16 protein-coding genes are annotated in these 20,343 nt (G+C 54.2%); 3 read left to right on the forward strand and 13 right to left on the reverse strand.

What is annotated here, in order from left to right; translation table 11 throughout:
• Positions 1 to 31: 31 nt before the first annotated feature.
• Positions 32 to 469, forward strand: coding sequence for a nitrite reductase small subunit NirD (gene nirD, locus QT231_RS18400; protein WP_374694413.1), 438 nt, complete (start codon positions 32 to 34; stop codon positions 467 to 469).
• Between the two features lie 171 nt (positions 470 to 640).
• Here nirD and QT231_RS18405 read toward each other — a convergent pair whose 3' ends face one another.
• The 8 genes from QT231_RS18405 to QT231_RS18440 all read right to left on the reverse strand — a co-directional run bounded on the left by QT231_RS18405 (position 641) and on the right by QT231_RS18440 (position 11,807).
• Positions 641 to 2,314, reverse strand: a complete 1,674-nt coding sequence (locus QT231_RS18405; RefSeq protein ID WP_308338284.1) for a hypothetical protein — start codon at positions 2,312 to 2,314, stop codon at positions 641 to 643.
• Between the two features lie 138 nt (positions 2,315 to 2,452).
• The gene (locus QT231_RS18410; protein WP_308338285.1) at positions 2,453 to 2,851 is read right to left on the reverse strand and encodes a hypothetical protein; all 399 of its coding nucleotides are present in this window, start codon (positions 2,849 to 2,851) and stop codon (positions 2,453 to 2,455) included.
• A gap of 74 nt (positions 2,852 to 2,925) precedes the next feature.
• Positions 2,926 to 3,678 carry a hypothetical protein gene (locus QT231_RS18415; RefSeq protein WP_308338287.1) on the reverse strand — a complete coding sequence of 251 codons (753 nt, stop codon included), beginning with the start codon at positions 3,676 to 3,678 and terminating at the stop codon, positions 2,926 to 2,928.
• A gap of 8 nt (positions 3,679 to 3,686) precedes the next feature.
• Positions 3,687 to 4,061: a hypothetical protein gene (locus QT231_RS18420; protein ID WP_308338288.1), complete on the reverse strand. Its 375-nt coding sequence runs from the start codon at positions 4,059 to 4,061 to the stop codon at positions 3,687 to 3,689.
• 54 nt (positions 4,062 to 4,115) lie between these two features.
• Positions 4,116 to 5,249, reverse strand: coding sequence for a hypothetical protein (locus QT231_RS18425; RefSeq protein WP_308338289.1), 1,134 nt, complete (start codon positions 5,247 to 5,249; stop codon positions 4,116 to 4,118).
• A 14-nt stretch (positions 5,250 to 5,263) separates the two neighbouring features.
• Positions 5,264 to 8,749 (reverse strand): toxin VasX, encoded by a 3,486-nt coding sequence (locus QT231_RS18430; RefSeq protein ID WP_308338290.1) that lies wholly within the window; start codon positions 8,747 to 8,749, stop codon positions 5,264 to 5,266.
• Between the two features lie 11 nt (positions 8,750 to 8,760).
• Positions 8,761 to 9,684: a DUF4123 domain-containing protein gene (locus QT231_RS18435; RefSeq protein WP_308338291.1), complete on the reverse strand. Its 924-nt coding sequence runs from the start codon at positions 9,682 to 9,684 to the stop codon at positions 8,761 to 8,763.
• A 2-nt stretch (positions 9,685 to 9,686) separates the two neighbouring features.
• Positions 9,687 to 11,807 carry a type VI secretion system tip protein TssI/VgrG gene (locus QT231_RS18440; RefSeq protein WP_308338292.1) on the reverse strand — a complete coding sequence of 707 codons (2,121 nt, stop codon included), beginning with the start codon at positions 11,805 to 11,807 and terminating at the stop codon, positions 9,687 to 9,689.
• A gap of 233 nt (positions 11,808 to 12,040) precedes the next feature.
• Between QT231_RS18440 and QT231_RS18445 the strand changes: the two genes are divergently transcribed.
• The gene (locus QT231_RS18445; protein ID WP_308338314.1) at positions 12,041 to 12,970 is read left to right on the forward strand and encodes a cation diffusion facilitator family transporter; all 930 of its coding nucleotides are present in this window, start codon (positions 12,041 to 12,043) and stop codon (positions 12,968 to 12,970) included.
• Between the two features lie 28 nt (positions 12,971 to 12,998).
• Here QT231_RS18445 and QT231_RS18450 read toward each other — a convergent pair whose 3' ends face one another.
• Positions 12,999 to 14,159 (reverse strand): MFS transporter, encoded by a 1,161-nt coding sequence (locus tag QT231_RS18450; protein ID WP_308338293.1) that lies wholly within the window; start codon positions 14,157 to 14,159, stop codon positions 12,999 to 13,001.
• A gap of 137 nt (positions 14,160 to 14,296) precedes the next feature.
• On the opposite strand from QT231_RS18450, the gene QT231_RS18455 reads away from it, so the two are divergent.
• Positions 14,297 to 15,685 (forward strand): PLP-dependent aminotransferase family protein, encoded by a 1,389-nt coding sequence (locus tag QT231_RS18455; RefSeq protein WP_308338294.1) that lies wholly within the window; start codon positions 14,297 to 14,299, stop codon positions 15,683 to 15,685.
• Between the two features lie 54 nt (positions 15,686 to 15,739).
• On the opposite strand, the gene QT231_RS18460 is transcribed toward QT231_RS18455, so the two are convergent.
• From QT231_RS18460 to QT231_RS18475, 4 genes are all read right to left on the reverse strand, one after another.
• Positions 15,740 to 16,687 carry an AEC family transporter gene (locus tag QT231_RS18460; protein ID WP_308338295.1) on the reverse strand — a complete coding sequence of 316 codons (948 nt, stop codon included), beginning with the start codon at positions 16,685 to 16,687 and terminating at the stop codon, positions 15,740 to 15,742.
• An 86-nt stretch (positions 16,688 to 16,773) separates the two neighbouring features.
• Entirely contained in the window at positions 16,774 to 17,790 is a 1,017-nt protein-coding gene (locus QT231_RS18465; protein WP_308338296.1) for an Ldh family oxidoreductase, read from the reverse strand.
• Positions 17,791 to 17,907: 117 nt separating this feature from the next.
• Positions 17,908 to 19,443, reverse strand: a complete 1,536-nt coding sequence (locus tag QT231_RS18470) for an aldehyde dehydrogenase (NADP(+)) (RefSeq protein ID WP_308338297.1) — start codon at positions 19,441 to 19,443, stop codon at positions 17,908 to 17,910.
• Positions 19,444 to 19,547: 104 nt separating this feature from the next.
• Positions 19,548 to 20,303 carry a FadR/GntR family transcriptional regulator gene (locus tag QT231_RS18475; RefSeq protein WP_308338298.1) on the reverse strand — a complete coding sequence of 252 codons (756 nt, stop codon included), beginning with the start codon at positions 20,301 to 20,303 and terminating at the stop codon, positions 19,548 to 19,550.
• Positions 20,304 to 20,343: the final 40 nt, after the last annotated feature.

The following is a 20,343-nucleotide window of genomic DNA, read 5'->3' on the forward strand; positions in this document are numbered from 1 at the left end:
TCACGAATACTGAATAAAAACGAGGCAACCCATGACCGCAACGGCACTGAAAAAAGAGATGGATATGGCAGATTCCCCAAACAGCGAGGCTTTTGAAAACCACGCTTCTGAAAACAACACGGCGTGGCAAAAAGTCTGTACCAAGGCAGACCTCGTGGAATATTCCGGCGTCGCTGCCTGGCTCGAAACCGCCGATGGCCCCGCTCAGGTCGCTATTTTCTATTTACCTGGGGGGCAACAAAGACAGGGGGATGAACTGTACGCCCTCGACCACCATGATCCTTTCTCTAACGCCAACGTCATCGCCCGCGGCATCGTCGGCGACCTGAAAGGTGCAGCTGTGGTCGCCTCGCCTATCTACAAGCAACACTTCCGTCTTGAGGACGGCCAGTGCCTGGAGGATGAAAACGTCAAGCTACGTACCTGGAAGATCGAATTTAAAGGTAGTGAGGTGTGGGTGGAGGGGTGATAACACTGCTTGACTCTGGTAAGGGCGGCTAGCAGCCGCTCTTACCATTATTGAAGCACACCACAATTTCAGCTTGCTTTAGAATCGACTGCATCTGACTATCGAAAATCGGATTGCCTTATGCAGAACCTCCTTACGCTTAGCTGACGGCAGCGCTACTATTGACGATCGTTATTCTTTTGAAGGGATTACCCTCCCCCACCATTGCAAAATTTTCTTCACAGAAAAACGAGGGAGTAACGTCGTTGTTGAAGATAAAGGTTGAGTCGTATCAGCATTATCTAGCACCGTGTCACCCTGAATAACCGCGCGGGTTTTAGGCATTGGCTGCCCACCCTGCTCTGGCGGAAGGCTGATAACTTCATCCTCAATAAACGCTAACCACCACTGCTTTAGGCGGCGCCCAGGCTCACTGGTTAAGGGAAAAGCCTGTTCAACCAACAATAGCTGTGAGGCCGCATGATCATACTCTGCATGATCAAATAAAAGGCTGTTTACCGTAATAAAAAGCGTATGCCACGCTTGCAATTGGTCTTGTTCGGAGGGGTTCTGTTTCAGGTACTCGATAAATTCACTGAAGAAATTATTACTAAGCGTCATGGGGCTGCCTGCTTTTTCAAGGCGAGCATCATGTTGTCTAATATCGTTTAGTAAGTCTTGTCGCCCTCCCCCTCTTTGTATAGAGCCAGGTTCATATTTATCGCTCGCCAATGGTGCCGTCATATACACGTGGAGTTCTTGTATCAAATGTGCACGATCCAATGCATCAGGTGCATCCAGGGCTACTTCTAGCGCTAGATTAATCAAGCGCTCGTTCAGATCTCTGGTACATAGGCCAATTGATGAACTAAAATTTGCAGAGCACTCTGAAATAAGCCACATTAAATATTCATGGGGAACAAAACGACTGCCCGCTCGATTATGAAACACTACTAATGGCTGAGCAATAGACGCCCACTTACGAGCTTTATCTTCAGTGGTGGCGACATACTCAAAAAGTGTTTTTTCAGATTCAACTAGCTCATTCGACATCGTGTCTTCATAGGATAATCTTTTTTCAAAATCAACCGTTTGATAAATCTCATTAGATATAGACTCAATATCTTCTTCTAACGCCGTTAGCACTTCAGCGACTTTCTTATGATAACCAGCATACAAAAAAGCAGCTAGCTGGTTATTAACAACATCAATTTTTCTGTTTTCACTTATCGCCATTAAAGCACTGCCCAGCACAGAAGTATTATGCTGTTCAAAGACGTTCACTACCGTATGAGCAATGCACTGAACGTGCCACTCCAGGGCATCCTCAAGCTCTCCCAGAGACACTTCACTGAATTGACCGGAACGTCGTTGCTGGTTGATACTATCCAACAAAGCAGTCTTATTTAGTTGCTGCCACTCATCTAAAATATTATTCAACATATCAGGCATTAACATACTTTCGGCTGTTAAATTATGAACCGACAAGTTAAGTCTAGCCAATGGTGAGCTCAGCGCATCTTTATCAAGTTGCCCTTCAACCGCCTGAAGGGCTTGGGTAAAACCAACACCTGGCAACCACGCCACCTCTGCCTTTAAACGCATAGCTGAATCTACTAGAATAGACTCAATCGTGTTAGTCTCCTCGTCGTTTAAGCAGGATTTCTGAATATTATGCTGCAACCTATGTTTTAAATCCGTATAGCTATTACTGGGTGAATAGTTTAAAAAACAAAAAATATTATTGTGTAGCGAATACATGGAAACTTTATTTTCTATAAGCGCGCTTACTTGCGTCTGCATGCAACCATTCATGGTGTGTCCTAAATTAAAAGGAAAAATATTAACAGCATCAAATACCAGCACAACAAATTATCAACAACACACTTTTGTTTGCAATCACTTTTTTAAAAATGTGGCGTAGGCTAACAAATCAGCTCCAAAATCCAGCTATACTTTTAACATACAGGTCAACCCGCGACTAAATAGACAGCATTACCGTTATCAGGTTTGATTCAGGCTAATCGTCAAATCGGTCTGATTATCAACGAGCGCTTTCAGCAAACCGAAAATCCCCAGCCCGACGGGCATATAAAGAATAAAGCCAAGCCCGCCAAAATAGAGAGACACTATTAGCCCCCCTATGGTATAGAGCAGCATAAAGACAACCATCGTCTTCCCGAATCGCTCTCTTTTCTTCATAACACTCGCTAGGCGATCCTTGTCTTCAGTCCCAATCAGCAGCTTGCTTTCACAACCCGGACAACTAGCCTGATTGGCTTTCAAAAGGTCGGTAATCCATTGTGACTCCTCGCAGAAACAAGAGCTGAACGAGGGACACTCAAAATCAATGTTTTCAACTAAGGCTTTCTCTTCTTTTGTGCTGACTGCATTTTCACTCACTGCTGTACTCTCCAATACTGAGCTATTGATGCGCTATCGTTGAACGCGCTGACTGCGCATCTACTCTCGGTGCATCAAGCCGAGAAAGACGTTTGTTCTGCACCGACCTCCGCATAAACCTCGGCGAAGATAGCGGTGATCGGCCGGTTTGGCTGTTGCGCATGGCGCTGTTTGACCTCTTTTGAGAGGCGCGTGAGCGCTTCACTGGGCTTGGCCCACTGTTCTTCGGGCAGGGGTTGCGACCACTGATCAAGACTCGCTGGTAGCGTTTTCTGTCCAGCTTTTTGGAGGGCGCTTATTTCCCATTCCGCAAGGTGAAAAGGTATCGTCCACAGGTCGAGAATGTGCCACAGGTACCACATCGTGACCGCGAACAGCCCGATGTCACCTTCGCGGTAGCGGCGGTGCAACCGGCGCCGGGCATTGTGGAAGGTGTGCACGCCCTCGTAGGGCGGATCACCGGGGCGATGTAGGCCGTGGGGGTCTTGGAGTTCCTCGCGGGTGTTGACCTCGTACTCCATATAAGCCCGCACCGCTTCCCAAAGCCCCAACGCCAAGGGCATGCCCGGCTGTGATAATTCAATAAAGTGCTGCTGCCCTGTTTCAGGCTCGATAAAGCCTATCCCCAAGCCATACTGACGCTGCACACCGTATTGTGTTACCCCCTGCGCCTGGGTCACCCAGGCTGCCACACTCTCCCAGGGCACGGTGATAGGCGGTTTTCCGCCACCCGGCGCAAAGGCCACCTCACGGCGCTGGCGATGAAAACGCGTGGGGACAGCCTCGCGAAACTTAAAGTGGTAGTGGGCCTTAATAAACAACCCCAAAGCAAGAGTCAGCCCCCCCCCCACGCCCCCATTTTGAACCCCACATCAAAAAAAATCTTAAATTCACTGAAGAATAAATATTCTGAATTCGACGTTATAGCCGCAGAGAATGTCGGAAATACTAAAGCCATTATTAAGAAACCAATAAAAGGTATTCCTAATGTGAACTGCCAGGTAAAAGGTGTAGGAAGGCTTCCTCCGAAATCCAAATAGGCATCGTTTACTTCCCCAATCGCCTGGTTGAAATCCAATGGCGCCGCTTCCGTGGGCAAGGGAGCAGGCGACAGATAGATAACCTTACCACCTGGAAATGACTCAACATCTCCAGCCCGGTGGGGCTGAAGGATATCCGGACGCGGCGTTGGGTGTTGTTTGGCCGACATAGGACTGCCTTAAATCAATTAATAAAGAAGAGGGTCGATATGCTGCCCACTTCGTCAGGCAGAGAGTGTCGTCTCCTCGGCATAGACCTCGGCGAAGATAGCGGTGATCGGTCGGTTTGGCTGTTGCGCATGACGTTGCCTGACTTCCGCCGAGAGGCGCGTGAGCTCTGCGCTAGGCTTGGCCCACTGTTCTTCGGACAAGGGTTGCGACCACTGATCAAGACTCGCTGGTAGCGTTTTCTGCCCGGCTTTTTGGATGACGCTTATCTCCCATTCCGCAAGGTGAAAAGGTATCGTCCACAGGTCGAGAATGTGCCACAGGTACCACATGGTGACCGCGAACAGCCCAATGTCGCCCTCTCGGTAGCGGCGGTGCAACCGGCGCCGGGCATTGTGGAAGGTGTGCACGCCCTCGTAGGGCGGATCACCGGGGCGATGTAGGCCGTGGGGGTCTTGGAGTTCCTCGCGGGTGTTGACCTCGTACTCCATATAAGCCCGCACCGCTTCCCAAAGCCCCAACGCCAAGGGCATGCCCGGCTGTGATAATTCAATAAAGTGCTGCTGCCCTGTTTCAGGCTCGATAAAGCCTATCCCCAAGCCATACTGACGCTGCACACCGTATTGTGTTACCCCCTGCGCCTGGGTCACCCAGGCCGCCACGCTTTCCCAGGGCACGATGATAGGCGGATTGCCATCGCCCGGCGCAAAGGCCACCTCACGGCGCTGGCGATGAAAACGGGTGGGGACAGCCTCACGGAACCTAAAGTGGTAGTGGGTTTTGATCACTAAGGCTAATAGTAATACCAATGTCGAGAACACTACGGCTTGAGCAAATACCTCATTAAAGAGCCCAGCAATCCCTGCGTAAAATAGTGCGATATCCTTCCCTATTATCCACATTAGCCCCCCCCCCAACATTGGAATAACAAAAACCAACATTAAAAAACCTATAAAGGGTATGCCTAACGTAAACTGCCAAGTGAAGGGAGTAGGAAGACTGCCACCGAAATCCAAGTAGGCATCGTTTACTTCCCCAATCGCTTGGTTGAAATCCAAGGGGGGGGCACCCGTAGGCAAGGGGGCTGGCGACAGGTAAACAACCTTGCCACCTGGAAAGGGCTCAATATCACCAGCCCGGTGGGGCTGGAGCATATCAGGGCGCGGGGTTGGATTTTGCTTAGCCGACATAGCGGTGCCTTAAATCAATTAAAAAGAAGGGGGTCGATTTGCTGCCAGGGAGCTTCCCCACCACGAATAGCAACATCCGATGGCGTATAATCTCCACCGCCACCCGAAGGCGACACATAAATATGGTAATCGTTGGCCTGATACTGGCCATCGCGGCCCAGCACTTCCAGCCGAACGGCAAAAACATTATGGGTTGGGCGTGCGGATATTGAGTTCAGTGGCTCGGGCTGAGGCAGGGCAAACGCGAGTGGCGCTTTATCCGCAAGGGACAAGCTTTCCACGATCTTATCGGTGGCCGTCACCCAACGCTCAGGCCGATAATCTCGGCCACCATCTTCAGGCAGTACCTGGTAGGCCCCCAGGGAAAGGCGCACCGGCGCCTTGCCGCCAAACGGCGCCGTGAGGTCTTGAAGAGTAATAGGCAAGGCGAGTTTAAAATCGACCGATATTGGCCCACTTATTTTCCTCTTCCACCAGCTGTCAGCCTCTTCAATAGTGACATTGATTTTGGGTGCCCGGGCGATCTCCTGTAACCTCAACTGATAGGCTTCAAGCGTATCATTACCGGCTTTAGAGTCATCCTGGCTCCAGGGAGTGGAAAGCAACCATTCGTCATGGCGACTAATACTGTAATAGTTAGTAAGCCAGCTCCCTCCCAGTTCAAGTATGCTAAACAAGCCCCCGGCGAGATTAAAGCGCCAAAACACTGTCCCCAGGCGCGTACCCGCCGCGGCCCACTCGGCGCCTCGGAATAACACCGAGAAACCTGTTTGTAGTGTATGGGTTAACCCATATATATTGGCGCCCAGCATGCCACCCGCACCGATTGTACTCGCCATGGCAGCACTCTGAGCGCTACGGTTACCACTACGGACGGCTTCCTGCCATGTTCCGTGGCGGTTAGAAAAACTTGAATACGCTGCAAAAGATCCAAAGAAGTATGTAAAACCGCCAAGAAAAACATGCAGCCTTCCAAGGGAGGCGCTCACACTTTGAGCACCGGGCACATTGAAGTCACTGGCAAGCGCTTTCGCTCTAGCGCCGAGGGCAGTATCCATAATCCCCTGAGCGGCAAGAAACCCCGCACTGCCAGTCGCGACAAAACTCGTTATAACAGGAGTCCAATCACGTTCTCCACCATTAAGATAATCTTCCACCAGTACTTTTGTAGCGTTGTATAACACTGAAAATTGAGATGCAAACACCAACAGCCCCAACCCATCCCCAGCCAGATTGACCCTCGGCGCTGCCGCAATCCCCTGGCGTATATTGCTAATTAACCTGCCCACCTCGGCCTGCTGGGCGGCGGAAAATATCGCGGTCAGACCAATGCGTCCGGGTTTAGCCCCCGCGATACGAACGCTGTTCTCGGGAAGCTCTTCGATTGGGCTAATGGCTTTAGCAAGGGCGGGCTCATGCACCGTTTGTAGTTCATGGCGCAGGCGCTTAAATTCATCAAGCAGATCTTTAGCTTCAGGGGAGCGGTGTCCGGCGGTTTTCTTCACCTCGTTGCGGCGCTTGCGTATCCTGTCGAGTTCCTCACGCAGCGCCAAGACGCGCTGCACAGTACGACGGAAATTCACTAACTCCTCTGGCGATGCCACCACAAAGGAGGCCCCCGTGCGTTGGGCGGCATCCAGAATTCTCGCTGGTAGCGCCTTGGGCAGGCGCCGGAACAGCTCCTCAATATCAGGCATCGCTTGACGGTCAATGCTCTGATAAAACTCATCCATAACGTGGGCGATTCCCCGCGAGATAGCCGGCCCCAGGGTTTGATGGGCACTATCAGCAATAACCTGAGTATTCTCGGGCAGTGTATCAACTGCGGGTAACCGCCCCACCTCTAGGGAGGTAAGCTCACTGCGTAAATCATCCAGCTTGAGCAAGGTGCCGTAGCCAGCATTCGCAATGGTAGAGTACTGGCCGATGAAATCATTCTGGTCAGCAAGCGGCAGCGTATGGAACAGCGGTCGGTCGTAGTACGGCGCGCCCTCCAGCCAATCGGCTATCCGCTCCGTTACCTCGTCGTTGCGGCAGATATCTTTCAAGCAGCCGTACTGGGCCTTGAAGCCCTCAAGCACCTGCTCGTCAACCTGGGCATCAAAATACCAGGCAGCGTTATGGAAGCGTGTATTGCACAGCATATCGGCACGATCATCAGAGATAGTATCGAGCAAAGCATTCCAGCGCTGCAGCCGGGGGCGCTGTTTGGCGAGGAAGTCATCCATGCGCCCCCGATCAACCAACTCATTAATGCCTCGCTGTCCGATTTTACTGCCTTTCAGCAGGGCCTTGAGCCGCTCATTGTGCTCCTGCTTCATCGAGAGCAGCGCCTCGCTGTGGCGATCGACAAAGTCTCTCCCTAAGCTGTCGCTAAGACTCTCTTCGAGGTAGTAGCGATTCGTCTCTCTCTTTAACCGATCAGAGATTGTACGCGAATTAGTGAGACTCGCATCGTCACGAATGTCGTCAAGGCGCTCTTTAAGATCCTCGGGCAAGTCCGGGTCGTAGGACTGTGGCAATCTACCGGTATTACTCTCCTGATTGAGAAAATCAAGCAACTCCTGCCGAACCTCACTTTGCCGCGGCTCCTCCATCGCGGCCACTTCGTCCAGCATCGCCTGAACGGCTGGATCATCGGACATCTGTCGCATGTCGTCCAATGACGCTTCGTTCAGTTGGGAGAGCGACTCTATATAGCAGGCCAGCATGTAATCCCGCTCGGTACGCCCCTCCTTCTCAGTAGCCCACTGCTCTATCCACCCCACAACTTCATCTTGGAACTGAGCCAAATCACGCATCACGCCAATATCATCGCGCGCAATCAGGCAAAGACACTCGTCGCGATCCTCGACCTCATGCTGAGCTAGCAGCTTGCCTAAACGTGTTTTGTGGTAGTAGTGATCATTTTCCCAGAGATAGGGCTCCGCCTCATGCTCGTAACCTTCTTCCGGCACCTCTAGCTCGGCGTCTTCTGCAAACTCGGCTACCCACTCTTCTGCCTGGGCTGTCGTGATCAGATCCCTGCCGCCACCGGTGAGCGGGTTGGCACTGGCAAGATTGATCGCTTGCATAAAGGCATCGCGATCCTCTTCGCTTTCCTGCACCTGGGCGCGTTTTGAGCCTGTCCACTGGATCTCTGAAAAGCAGACGTAAATCGTGCGGTCGGTCTCGTATTCGAGCTTGCCGCCATTGTGCCCTTTAAGGGTATCCCCTTGGTCGCGATACTCATACTCATGCAGTTCGTTGCTTTTACCATCCAGCACATAAAGAAAGCCATTGCGCAGCAGGCGAATGCCTAGCGGACGGGCTGTCAGTGAGTAAGGCATGCTTTTGTCGGGTTCAAGCTCTTCTACAATGCCGTAACGAAGCGGCACCAGCCTCACTTTGCCGGTGAAAAGAGGACACGTAGCGGCTTCGTCGCTATCCCGTGAGGAGAGTTCGTGGGCGGCAATTTCGGCATTGTCACGTTCATCTGAGGGGCGTTCAAACGCAGACATCGTTAACTTCCTTATATCGCCGCAGCGGCGGTGTTTGATGACCCAGTTTTTGGTGAAGTAGTGGCTAGCGCTTGCTTCAGGCGCTGCAGGGCTGAATCGCTGCTGGCGATTAACAATGGATAAATCGAATGCTTTTCTAGCGCTTGCCAGGAGGTAAGGTTCAAACGAGCCATTAAGGTGCACAACAGCGCCCACTCTTTAGGCGAGTTGAAACCGTAATGACGCGCATCTTCGACTAATAACGCAAGTAATTGAAAGCGTTGGAGGGTTGAGTCTGTACATGGCCAGCCGCCATGATGCTGTTCCACAAATGCCATCAGGTGACGAATGTCGCGACGCCGATTACAGGCCTGCAGGCGTTGATGCTGCTCTTCGTTCAATGGGTAGCCACTCACGTCAAGCGTTAGTGGTGCCTCCGTAGTGGATTGGGGCGCATGATGCTGCCACGCGCTTTTCACTGCATCGGGCAGATGTAACTGCTGTATAGGCCCCCATGGGGCTGCGGCCGTTGAGCTATTATTAGGCAGCATGGCGGCAATCACCGCCGGGTCGGCTACTCTGAGCATCATGGGTGTGCCCAATGGGTGTAACACAACTAATAGATAGCGGTAGTGTTTTGCCACCTCGGTAAGAGGGGCGTCACTTTCGATTAAATAGCCCCACTCAGGCAGCGTTCCTTGCGCCAGATAGTGTTTCAATACTAAATCCTGAGGCCCCGCCAGCTGGATTAGCCATGGCGAAATATCGTTCAATGATGACAAGGGCGTCCCGGCATAAAGCAACTCTGCGTTTAAGTTACCTTCTGACCAGTTATATAAACGCTGCGCGGCTTTTTTGACCCTGACGCCATCTAAGATAAGAAAAACATTCCGGTGACGCGGCCATTGCCAACTGGTGGTGTTGAGCAACTGGGTAGGCTGATTAGCAGTGGCCATAATTACTTCGCTTCCTTACGGGGGGAGCACAGTGGGCATAACGCGCTTTCTTGCAACAGCGCGGCGTACTGCGTGGCTGGCTCAATAGCACTACTGAGCAACGGCGAGTGCCCAATCGCCTCTGCCCGGTCATGGTCTTTGCCTTCCAGCACGGGCGGCAGTTTGGGCATCTCGACCGCTTGCCCTGTGCCGTTGCCGGGGCTGCCACCAGCGTTGATTTTGACTTGGGGGCCCACAATGGTAATGCCACTGGCGTTAAGCTTGATAAAACTGCCACCGGCTTTTAGGGTGATTTCGCCGTCGGCTTCGAGTACCGCTTTTTGGCCCGATTTGATATGCAGTTCCCGGCCACTTTCGCTTAGCCAAGCCTCCCCGGCGCGCATATGCATGGAGCCTTCCACGCTTAAATGCTGGGCGCCTTCGGTGTGCTCAAAGCGGTGGCGGTGCACTGTGTGATGCTCGTCGTTATCGATCTCGCTGATGCGGTCGTTGTGCACCTTGAGGTGACTGTCCCGTTTGATCTCTTCAGTGCGGTCGTTAAGCGTCAACAGCTCCAGGTCTTTCTGGGCGTGGAGCCAGATCTGCTCCTCTCCGGTGGCGTCCTCAAAACGCAGTTCGTTAAAGCCGACGGACTTATGGCTCTGGGTACGAATCACCGTGCGGGTTTTGTGTTCCGGTAGCGGGTACGGGGGCGTGTTCACCGCGTGGTAAACGCGACCAGTGATCAATGGCTGATCGGGGTCACCCTCCAAAAATGAAACGACCGTTTCATTTCCAATCCTGGGGATCGCCATGCTGCCGTAGCCGCCGCCCGCCCAGTCTTGGGCCACCCGCACCCAGCAACTGGCAGTCTCGTTAGGTTCGGCGTAACGATCCCAGGGGAACTGCACCTTGACCCGACCGTGCTCATCGCAGTAGATCTCTTCGCCTTCGGGCCCCACCACAAAGGCGACCTGGGGGCCGTCCACGCGCGGTTTGGGATTGGGCTCCGGGCGGAAGGTCTGTTCCCTGGGCATGATCACCAGCTCGTTATAGTAGCGGGTCATCTGTTCGCCTGACGCATCCGACAGTGCCCCACGACTCAGAGCCCCATTGCCACCCCGGGCCATGCCGTCCTCTTCCAACGCCTGGGGCTGCTCGCCGTGGTGCACCACGGCTACCACCTGCCACGCCTGGTTGAGGCTATCGATATCGTGGTCGGCGAGGGTAAAACAGATGCCAGGGGCAAGTTCGGGGAGGTCGCTTTCCGCTTCGGCGGTGGTGGCGTCGGCGCGCAGGGATTCCAGGCGGTGGCGGGTAAACGGCTTGCCGGAGGCGTCCTTCTTATAGCGGCCGGGGTAATCGAAGTGTTCGTAATCTTCCCGCTGGGCGTGCTCACCCAGCCCCGTTGCTTGATGCTCATGGATCTGGGCGTAGGCAGGGTTCTTAAACGTGTAGTCTTTAAGCATTGCCGAGGCGGGGCACACCCGGTTGACCTGGCGGAGTTTACGTATATGACGTCGGGGCGGGGTGCCCCCGGCGCGGCCGTGGTAGGTGCGCTCGCCCACACTGGGCAATACCACCGTGGCGTCCGCAAACACCAACTGATGCTTACCGCCTTCGGCGTTCTCGAACTCATGGAAATAGAAACAACCTTCTTCAGCGGCCACGCGCTCGATAAAGGCTAAGTCGGTCTCCCGGTACTGCACCAAATACTCCCGATCCAAGGGCGTGCGGGTGGTGGCAAAGCCGATATCGGTCAGGCTGCGCTCATTGGCTAAGGTGGTGATGGCGTCAAAAGGCGACGTGTCTTGAAAGATGCGCGAATTGTGGCGCAGCGATAGCCGCCATAGCGCCGGACGAATCTCCACCCGATAAAAGCTGCGCCGATGTCCCCTGTCGCCTCGATGCAGCTCACTTATAATGCCATGCACGCGGCGCAACGGCTCGCCGTCCTGCCAAATGGTGAGCGTTGCTTCCTGATCCAAACAATCACTGGGCGACAGGGTGTGGGTGCGGCTGGCAAAGTCAACGGAGAGGGTAAACGGTTCCGACAGGGCCTCCCGATGGGTAAAACGCACCACGGCGATGTCATCGGCCCCAGGTAAGGTTAAGGTGAACTGTAGGCCCGTGCTATCTGCCATTGCTCCGCTCCTTGGATCGTTATCTGCTAATGAGAGGCAGTCAGGATAGCGAGCCGGTGGCAGAGGGCAACCCCCAGAGGGCACAAAGCGTCAATGTCTTACACGCTTGTAAGAGATCTCTTACAAAATAGAGCCGAAGACTTATAAAACAAGTAGCCGTTATTCGATAATTCGCTAACAAGGTTGCTATGCTTATCGGCTATTTCGACCTATGCACACCGGAAGAAACCTTTGTGAAGTCAGAATCGAGCACCTTAGCCTTCTCCGCCTTTATGGCGCTGCTGATTGGCTGTGCCGGCATCGTCGCCACGCTGGCGTCTAACTCCCAAGCGATCCTGCTGGATGGGCTGTTCAATCTGATCTATTTCAGCGTCGCGCTGGTGACGATCAAGGTAAGCAAATTAGCCAGCCGCCCCGATAGCGAATCCTATCCGTTCGGCTATAGCTACTTTGAGTCGTTGGTGAATCTGTGCAAAGGCCTTCTAATCTTAGGCGTGTCTATCTTTGCCTTGGTGGATGCCATTGCGGCACTGCTCACCGGCGGTCGTGAGATCGCGGCGGGCTTGGCGGTGCTGTATGCCCTTTTCGCCACCGCGGCCTGTTCGCTAACCGCCTGGGTGATGCACCGCAGCCAGCGCCATGTGAGCAGCCCCTTGGTAGCCGCTGACAAACTCAACTGGTTAGTCAACAGCGTTATATCAGCTGCCGTGTTAGCCGCTTTCTGCCTGGTGATGCTGTTTGAGCGCTTGGGCTGGCAGGCGATTCTGCCCTACGTGGATTCGGTGTTGGTCATTGCCGTGGTGGTGCTTTGTCTAGGTGTACCGGTGCGAATGGCCTCCCAAGCGTTAAAGGAACTGCTCAATAAAACCCCGGAAGAGGCTATCGCGGCACCCGTTCGCCAGGCCGTGGCAAACGCTCTGGCGGGCACCGACACCCAAGAAGTACGCGTGCGTATGGTGCGCCCCGGGCGCCTGCTGTATGTGATTGTGCATGTGGTGCTGCCCGAGGCATCCGACGTTTCGGTCGCCAGCCAGGATTCTCTGCGGGTAAAAATCGATGACGAGGTGCGCCGCTACTACTCCCCTGTGGTGTGTGATGTAGTATTTACCGCCAATACCCGCTGGGCGGCGCCCTCCTGCGGGCTGTTGGTTGAGAAGCACTGATCATGACAGCTTGAATGGCCGTGTTTTTCTAACGCGACTTGCGCAACAGAACGAGCGTGGCGATTACGCCGCCCAGTAGCGCGAGGCCAAATAACGCTAACGCCAAGGTATGCCCCACGGCATCAATCAGTACCCCGGTGGTAATCACCGGGATACTAAAGCCCAGATAGGCCATCAAAAAGTAGCCCGCGCTGGCTTGTTGACTCGTCGACGCGCCCGCTATCGCCAACACACCGCTTAATCCCCCCAGGTAGATAAACCCGTAGCAGGCGCTGCTGGCGGCCACCGTGCCCAGCAGTACCGCCACAAGATAACCATGAACGGCGCCCCAGGCGATCAGTGCATAGGCAATCGGCAGAATCACCAACCCCAGCTTGGTCGCGGTAGATGGCTCAAGCCTTCTAGCCCAAGGCTGAAACAGCACCCCGCAGCTGCAGATACCGAAGGTGGCGAAGCCGCTCCAGGCGGATAAACCATGTTGGCTTAATGCCGAAGGTAGAATCGCAATGACCAACCCCACCGTGGCCCAGGCGAGTAAAATCGCCAGTCCATAGGAGAGCGTCCCCTTGGAATAACGGGGAAGGCGTAGCATAGGGCTTTTAACAGCACTCGGTGCGCGATCCTTAAGCGTGGTGACCACCACCAGCGCCAGCGCAGCGATAGCGAGATAAAGCCACAGGCTGGGCGGCGATACGCTGGGGGTATGAAAAACAAACAGGCTAGTGACCGCAGCCCCCAGGCCAAACCCCAGCGCGGTACTGGCGGTGACATAGCTGGTCGCTATACGGTTATCCTGCCCACCCAACAGTATGTGCATATAAGCGGGCGCCACCGCGGAGGTTAACCCGGTGCTGATACCCAGCAAAAAGCGAGCGACCCCCAGCGCCAGCAAACCAGGCGCGATTAGGGTCATCGCGGTGGCAAGGAGACATAGCAGTAGCGCAGTAACGATTAAGGGCTTACGCCCTACCCGATCAGCCAGACCATTCAACCCCAACAGCACCGGCACAATGCCCAACACATAGCAGGCGAAAGCGATGGTAGTGGCCCCGACGCCCAAGCCATCACGCGCTGCCAGTGCATCGTAAAGCGGGGCCTGTAAGTTAACCGCCGTGGTAATGGTACATAGCGCAAATGCCAGGCAGGCGGCACTTTTTGTATTGATCGTTGCAGTCGCAGCGCGGCTCATAGCAAAGTCCTAAATAAGCGAGTCGTTGAACTGCTAAGCTCGCACGCTTACCCCGCAGCGTTAAGGTACACTTCACCACCACTTTTCAGACACTGTTCCGCCCTTTTAGCGAACAGTTGAAAACAACAGGCCACGTTATGAAGCTAGAGGTTAATCGCCACTCTGCTACTCCCATCGCTCAGCAGCTCGAAACGACTATGCGCGCCTGGATTGAAGCCCACGGTGCCGGTGGTGGCCGCCGTTTGCCCTCTATTCGTCGCTTAGCGGCCACCCATAACATCAGCCGTAACGCGGTGATTGAAGCCTACGAGCGACTTGTGGCGTCTGGATTAGTGCGCTCACAACCGGGTTCTGGGTTTTACGTCGCAGATAACGCAGCAGCGCTGGTGTCACCACCGACCACAGCGAACGGCTTGGAAGAGGTCACCAACGGGCTGTGGGGGCTTTTTAGTGCGAATGAGCACACGCTAAAACTCGGCTGCGGCTGGCTGCCAAGCGATTGGCGCGAAGGCGACGACCTAACCCATGCTATTCGCCAAGTGGCACGTAAAAGTCGTTCGGGAATCTTCGAGTACAGCACCCCTCAAGGGCCCCAGGAGTTGCGCGGTTTGATCCAGGAACGCCTGCGCCCACTGGCGATTACCGCTGACGCCCAGCAGATCGTGATGACCGGCGGCGGCAGCCATTCGTTGGATTTGCTGGTAAGAATGCTGCTTGAGCCCGGCGACGTGGTATTTGTAGAGTCGCCGGGCTATTACAATCTGTTTGGCCTGCTGCACTTACAGCGCATTCGCGTGATTGGCGTGCCGCGATTAGCCGATGGGCCTGATATTGAGCGCCTGGAAGCGTTGTTAGCCCAGCACCGCCCTAAGCTGTTGTATATCAACAGCGTGTTTCATAATCCCACGGGCAGTACCCTCACCCCAGCGGTTGCGCACCGAGTTCTACAGTTAGCCGAACAGCACGATTTTGAGATTATTGAAGACGATATCTACGCGGACTTTCAGCACACTCCCACCACCCGACTGGCCGCACTAGATGGCTTAAACCGGGTGTTTTATCTAGGCAGCTTTTCGAAAAGCCTCTCCTCTTCACTGCGAGTCGGTTTTATCGCCGCGCCAACGACGTTGGTGCAGCGACTAGTGGATATCAAGATGTTGACCAGCATCTCAGCTTCACGCTTTGCCGAACAGGTGGTCACCGTCATGCTACAAAACGGCAGCTATCGGAAGCTTACCGAACGGCTGCGCATCAAACTGGCCAATCAAATGGCGATGGCACTAACGATGCTTAATAATGCTGGCTGGGAGGTATATACCCAACCGACAGGGGGAATGTTTGTGTGGGCAAAACCACCAGCAGCCATCACGCCTGAAAACCTGAACGAGCTGGCCAACCGCTGGGAAATCACCCTATCGCCGGGTCACTTATTCTTTGCTGATCATCAGCCGACGCCCTGGCTGCGGCTCAACGTTGCCTATATGCAGGATCCCAGGGCGAAGGCGTTTATTGAAGCAGCACAATAATTGTCGCCAGCCCCGCGCCAAACAAAGCATAAACAGCGACGATCAAGCGAGTCACTATGAGAGCACTCCGAAATAACGCATCAACCCAATCACCACGCTAAACGTCACAAAGGAGGCCAGCGTAGCGGCCATTAAAGCGCCTGCAGCCACGTCTGCCATGCCGTAACGCTGGCCTAACAGCGGATAGATACTCGCCATGGGGGCGGCAGCAAAAAGAATCGCTCCCGCAAGCAGCAGTGGATCTGACGTGGGCATGATTAAAAAGGCTAGCACGATGGCCAATGGATGGAGAATGAGTTTACCCACCACAATTTGGCTGACATCCATGACAACGCCGCGTACACGAAGGCCGTAGATCGCTCCCCCTATCACAAAGAGCGCCGCCGGCCCTGCCGCGTTGGCCACCATATCAATCGATTGGGTTACTGGGCCCAGTAAACTAATCCCCGATATGGCGATCACTACGCCTATAAAAATGGCCATCAAGACAGGATTTTTTATCAGCCGACTCGCCGTCTGCTTAAGCGTGCGGGAAAGACCGCCACCCGACTGTCGTCCCATCTCCGCCAGTATCAACGCGGCGGGTATGATCAGCAGATTTTCAATAATCATGCTTAACGTCATAAAGGTAACCGCCGGTGGCCCTAACACCATTGCGGCGACGGGATAGCCGGTGAAAGCGCTATTGGAGGCCGACATCCCCAGGGCAAACATCGCGCCGTTTTGCAGGGATTTTTTCTTGATAAAAACGGCTAGCCCTAAAGCCAGTGAGAAGATGATCGCCGAGCCTAATCCATAGGCCAATAAATAATCGACGTTAAATACCTCCTCAAGCGGGTTTTGCGTTAGGGCACGGATCACTAGCGCAGGTAGCGCAAAGTACATCACAAAGCTGCCGACCCCCTGCATCTTCTCGCGGCTAACGATCCTCAAGCGCATAGCCACAAAGCCCATACCGATAATTAAAAAGATCGGCGTGGTGATGGCTAATATTTCAAGCATGATTGGTTCCTCTCACCCACGCTATCCCCACATACTCTCACCAACGACGCTACCAACAGTGCCTCATCGCATTAGGTATAACGCGGTTATTGGACAGTCAGTGCGTTGAGCTCGTCATACAGCGCTTTGGGGAAAGTAAGGCCATTGACTTGGCTTCGCGCTCTTGCCTCAAAGCGGCGCTGGGAGGGCAAACGCGCACCTTGACCCAGAATGCCCTCAAAAAGGAGTTCAGCGTGTTTGAGGTGGCTCTCTGCGTCCTTGCCCAAAAAAGCCTCTGGCGACATGGCGATAATCAGCTCGCCGTGGAAGGGCTTGCCGGTTTTCTCCGCATTCGCTGCTTGGGTTTCATGGCCTAGCAAGTCGCCAATCAGCGGGCCTGCCAACAGCTCCACCATGGTGGAAAGTGCGGAGCCTTTATAACTACCAAAGGGCAGCATAGCCCCAGCTAGGGCTGCCACTGGATCCGTTGTCGAGTTCCCCTCGCTATCAATCGCCCACCCTTCGGGGATCGACTTACCCGCTCGCCGATGTAGCTCTATCTCGCCACGGGCGACCACACTGGTGGCAAAATCAAACGTATAGGGCGTATTCCCTGGGCGTGGCCAAGAGAAAGCGATGGGGTTGGTGCCAAAAAGCGGCGAAGTACCACCCGCCGGAGCCACAAAGGCGTGGCTGGGCGTCATGGCCAACGCTACCAGCCCTTCTGCTGAAAGCGCTTCCACTTCGGGCCACAGGGCGGAGAAGTGAAAGCTGTTGTTAATCGCCAGCGCCGCAATTCCACTGCGTTTAGCTTTCTCAATCAAATGCGGCTTACCCATTTCAAACGACAGCAGCGAGCAGCCCTTATTGGCATTAACCTTGACGACACTGGCGGCTTGGTCAGTGATGGTCGGCTCGGCTTGGGTATCAACGCCGCCGTTCAAGGCGGTTTGGACACAGCCAATGAGCCGGTATAAACCGTGGGAGTGGCACTCATCGCGTTGGGCCGCCATGACGCTACGCGTAATCGCGTCAGCGTGGGGCTGGCTAAAGCCGTTATGGGTGAGCACCTTGTGACTCAACGCTTCGGCTTGTTGTAGAGAAATAGTAATATCATCACTCATATAATCACCTAAAAAACTGTTTTTATTGATAATTTTATTAAAACTGATTTTAAAACCGCGCTAAAAAAAGCAGGCATTCAATGCCTGCTTTCGAACTTCAATAGTGAAAGTTATCTTTTACAGTTCGCGTTTGCCGTCAACTAACCGCGATACTTTCAGCGGGTTGCCCTCTTTAAGCGCCTCGGGCAGCAAGCCTTCAGGCAGGGACTGGTAACAAACCGGCCGTAAGAAGCGGTGAATGGCCGCCGAGCCTACCGAGGTCGTGCGCGAATCAGAGGTAGCCGGGAACGGCCCGCCGTGTACCATGGCATGGCAAACCTCAACCCCAGTAGGCCAACCATTGGAGAGAATACGTCCAGCTTTGCGCTCAAGCGTAGGCATCAACGCTTTAGCGGCCTCCAGGTCGGCGTCGTCCATATGCAGTGTGACGGTGAGCTGTCCCTCTAGTTGCTCAGCAACACGTTTTACTTCCGCCGCGTCTTCGCACTCAACCACCAGCGAGGTGGCGCCAAACACTTCCGCTTGCAGCGCTTTTGATGCGAGGAAATCGCTCGCTGCTGCGGCAAACAGGCCTGTCTGGCACTGATAATCGCCGCCGGTTTGGCCACGCGCGATTTCACGCACCTTGTCAGCACCGCTCAAGCTGGTCACGCCTTCTTGATAGGCACGATGAATACCCGGCGTTAGCATGGTCTGCGCGCCGCTGGCTTCCACTGCACCACGTGCCGCCTCAATGAACGCGTCGAGTTCAGGGCCTTTGACCGCGATCACCAGACCGGGGTTGGTGCAGAACTGGCCCGCGCCCATATTGAGCGAACCGACAAAGGCTTCACCCAGCTCTTTACCGCGCGCTTTAAGGGCCGCCGGTAGCAAGAAAACAGGGTTAATGCTGCTCATCTCGGCGTAGACAGGGATAGGCTGGGGGCGTGCTTGGGCGGTTTGCATCAGCGCCATACCACCACTACGCGAGCCGGTGAAACCAACCGCTTGAATGCGCGGATCATCAACTAGCGCCTGACCGATTTCATTACCGGCGCCAAACAGTAGCGAGAACACGCCCTCGGGTAAGTTGCAGGCTTTCACAGCTTTTTGAATCGCCTTGCCCACCAGCTCTGAGGTACCTGGGTGCGCAGAGTGGCCTTTTACTACCACCGGACAGCCAGCAGCCAGGGCTGAAGCGGTATCGCCACCAGCTACCGAAAATGCTAGCGGAAAGTTACTGGCGCCGAATACAGCGACTGGGCCCAGGGCGATATGACGCTGGCGCAGGTCGGCACGCGGCAGTGGTTGACGCTCAGGCATGGCCGGGTCGATGCGTACATCAAGCCACTCACCAGCACGCACAACTGAAGCGAACAACCGCAACTGCCCGCAGGTTCTGCCCCGCTCACCCTCGATGCGCGCTTGAGGCAGACCGGTTTCGGCCATAGCTCGCTCAATCAGCTCACTGCCAATCGCTTCAATTTCGCTAGCTATGGTTTCTAAAAAAGTCGCCCGTTCTTCAAGGGACGTTTCACGGTAAGTGGCATAGGCCTTTTCAGCTAGCTTGCAGGCCTGCTCAACATGCTCGCGGCTGCCGCCGATATAAATGGGTTCAAGCTTTTCGCCGGTAGCGGGGTTTACCGCTTGAATATTGGCCTGGGTGCCGGTCACTGTTTGTTAACCGATCAGCATTTCGCCTCGAATCGTCATAGGTCGCTCCTTAATAAATCAGTGATATCACTGGTGGCGATATCACGTTGCTACTGTTCACGATACTATTTTTCAAGATACTGGGAATACATGTTGCGCGCCCGGTTAAGGTGCTGAAACATCGTTTCACGGGCGGCTTGCGCATCGCGGGAAAGAATCGCTTCAAGAATATAGCTGTGCTCTTCCTGAACGCGCTCTAAATAGCGCTCAGAAGAGATCGGGTTAATATCAATGCTCAGCAGTTTGGCGCGGGGAATCACGCTCTGGCTCCACTGCTGATAGAAGGATTGGAAAAAGGGATTTTTGGTCGCTGTAGCAATCGCGAAGTGAAACTGATAATCCTCTTCACGGGCTTGGGTTTTAGCGGCAAACGCATTACTAAAGGCAGTATGCTGAACTTCAAGCCGCTGACGATCTTCATCATCATGACGTAAAGCAGCAAGCTCTGCCGCTGAGGGCTCAAGGGTTAAACGCAGCTCCAACAGGTGCAGGATATCTTCCACCGTAGTGGGGTTAATGCGCTCGGCGGGCCGCGCTTCTACCGTGGAGGAGCGCAGCACCGAGGTTCCCACGCCGCGGCGAGTTTCCACTAGTCCCAGCGATTTAAGGTGGGTAATCGCTTCGCGGATCACCGTGCGGCTAACCCCAAAAGAGTCACAAAGACTGTTCTCAGTGGGCAGTTTCTCCCCCACCGCGACTTTTCCCTGGGTGATCAAAGCTTCCAGTTGATCGGCCACGTGAACGGACAAGCTTCCCTGCTGCGTCACTTTACTTACTTGAAGCGGTTTTAGGGCAGATGCCGTTGCGCTGGGTTTGGCCATGGAAGCTATCCTTCATTAATCAACTAATTGTATTATATCG

Origin of the sequence: Halomonas sp. SpR1 (genome assembly GCF_031010175.1) — a bacterium.
Classification (GTDB): Bacteria; Pseudomonadota; Gammaproteobacteria; order Pseudomonadales; family Halomonadaceae; genus Vreelandella.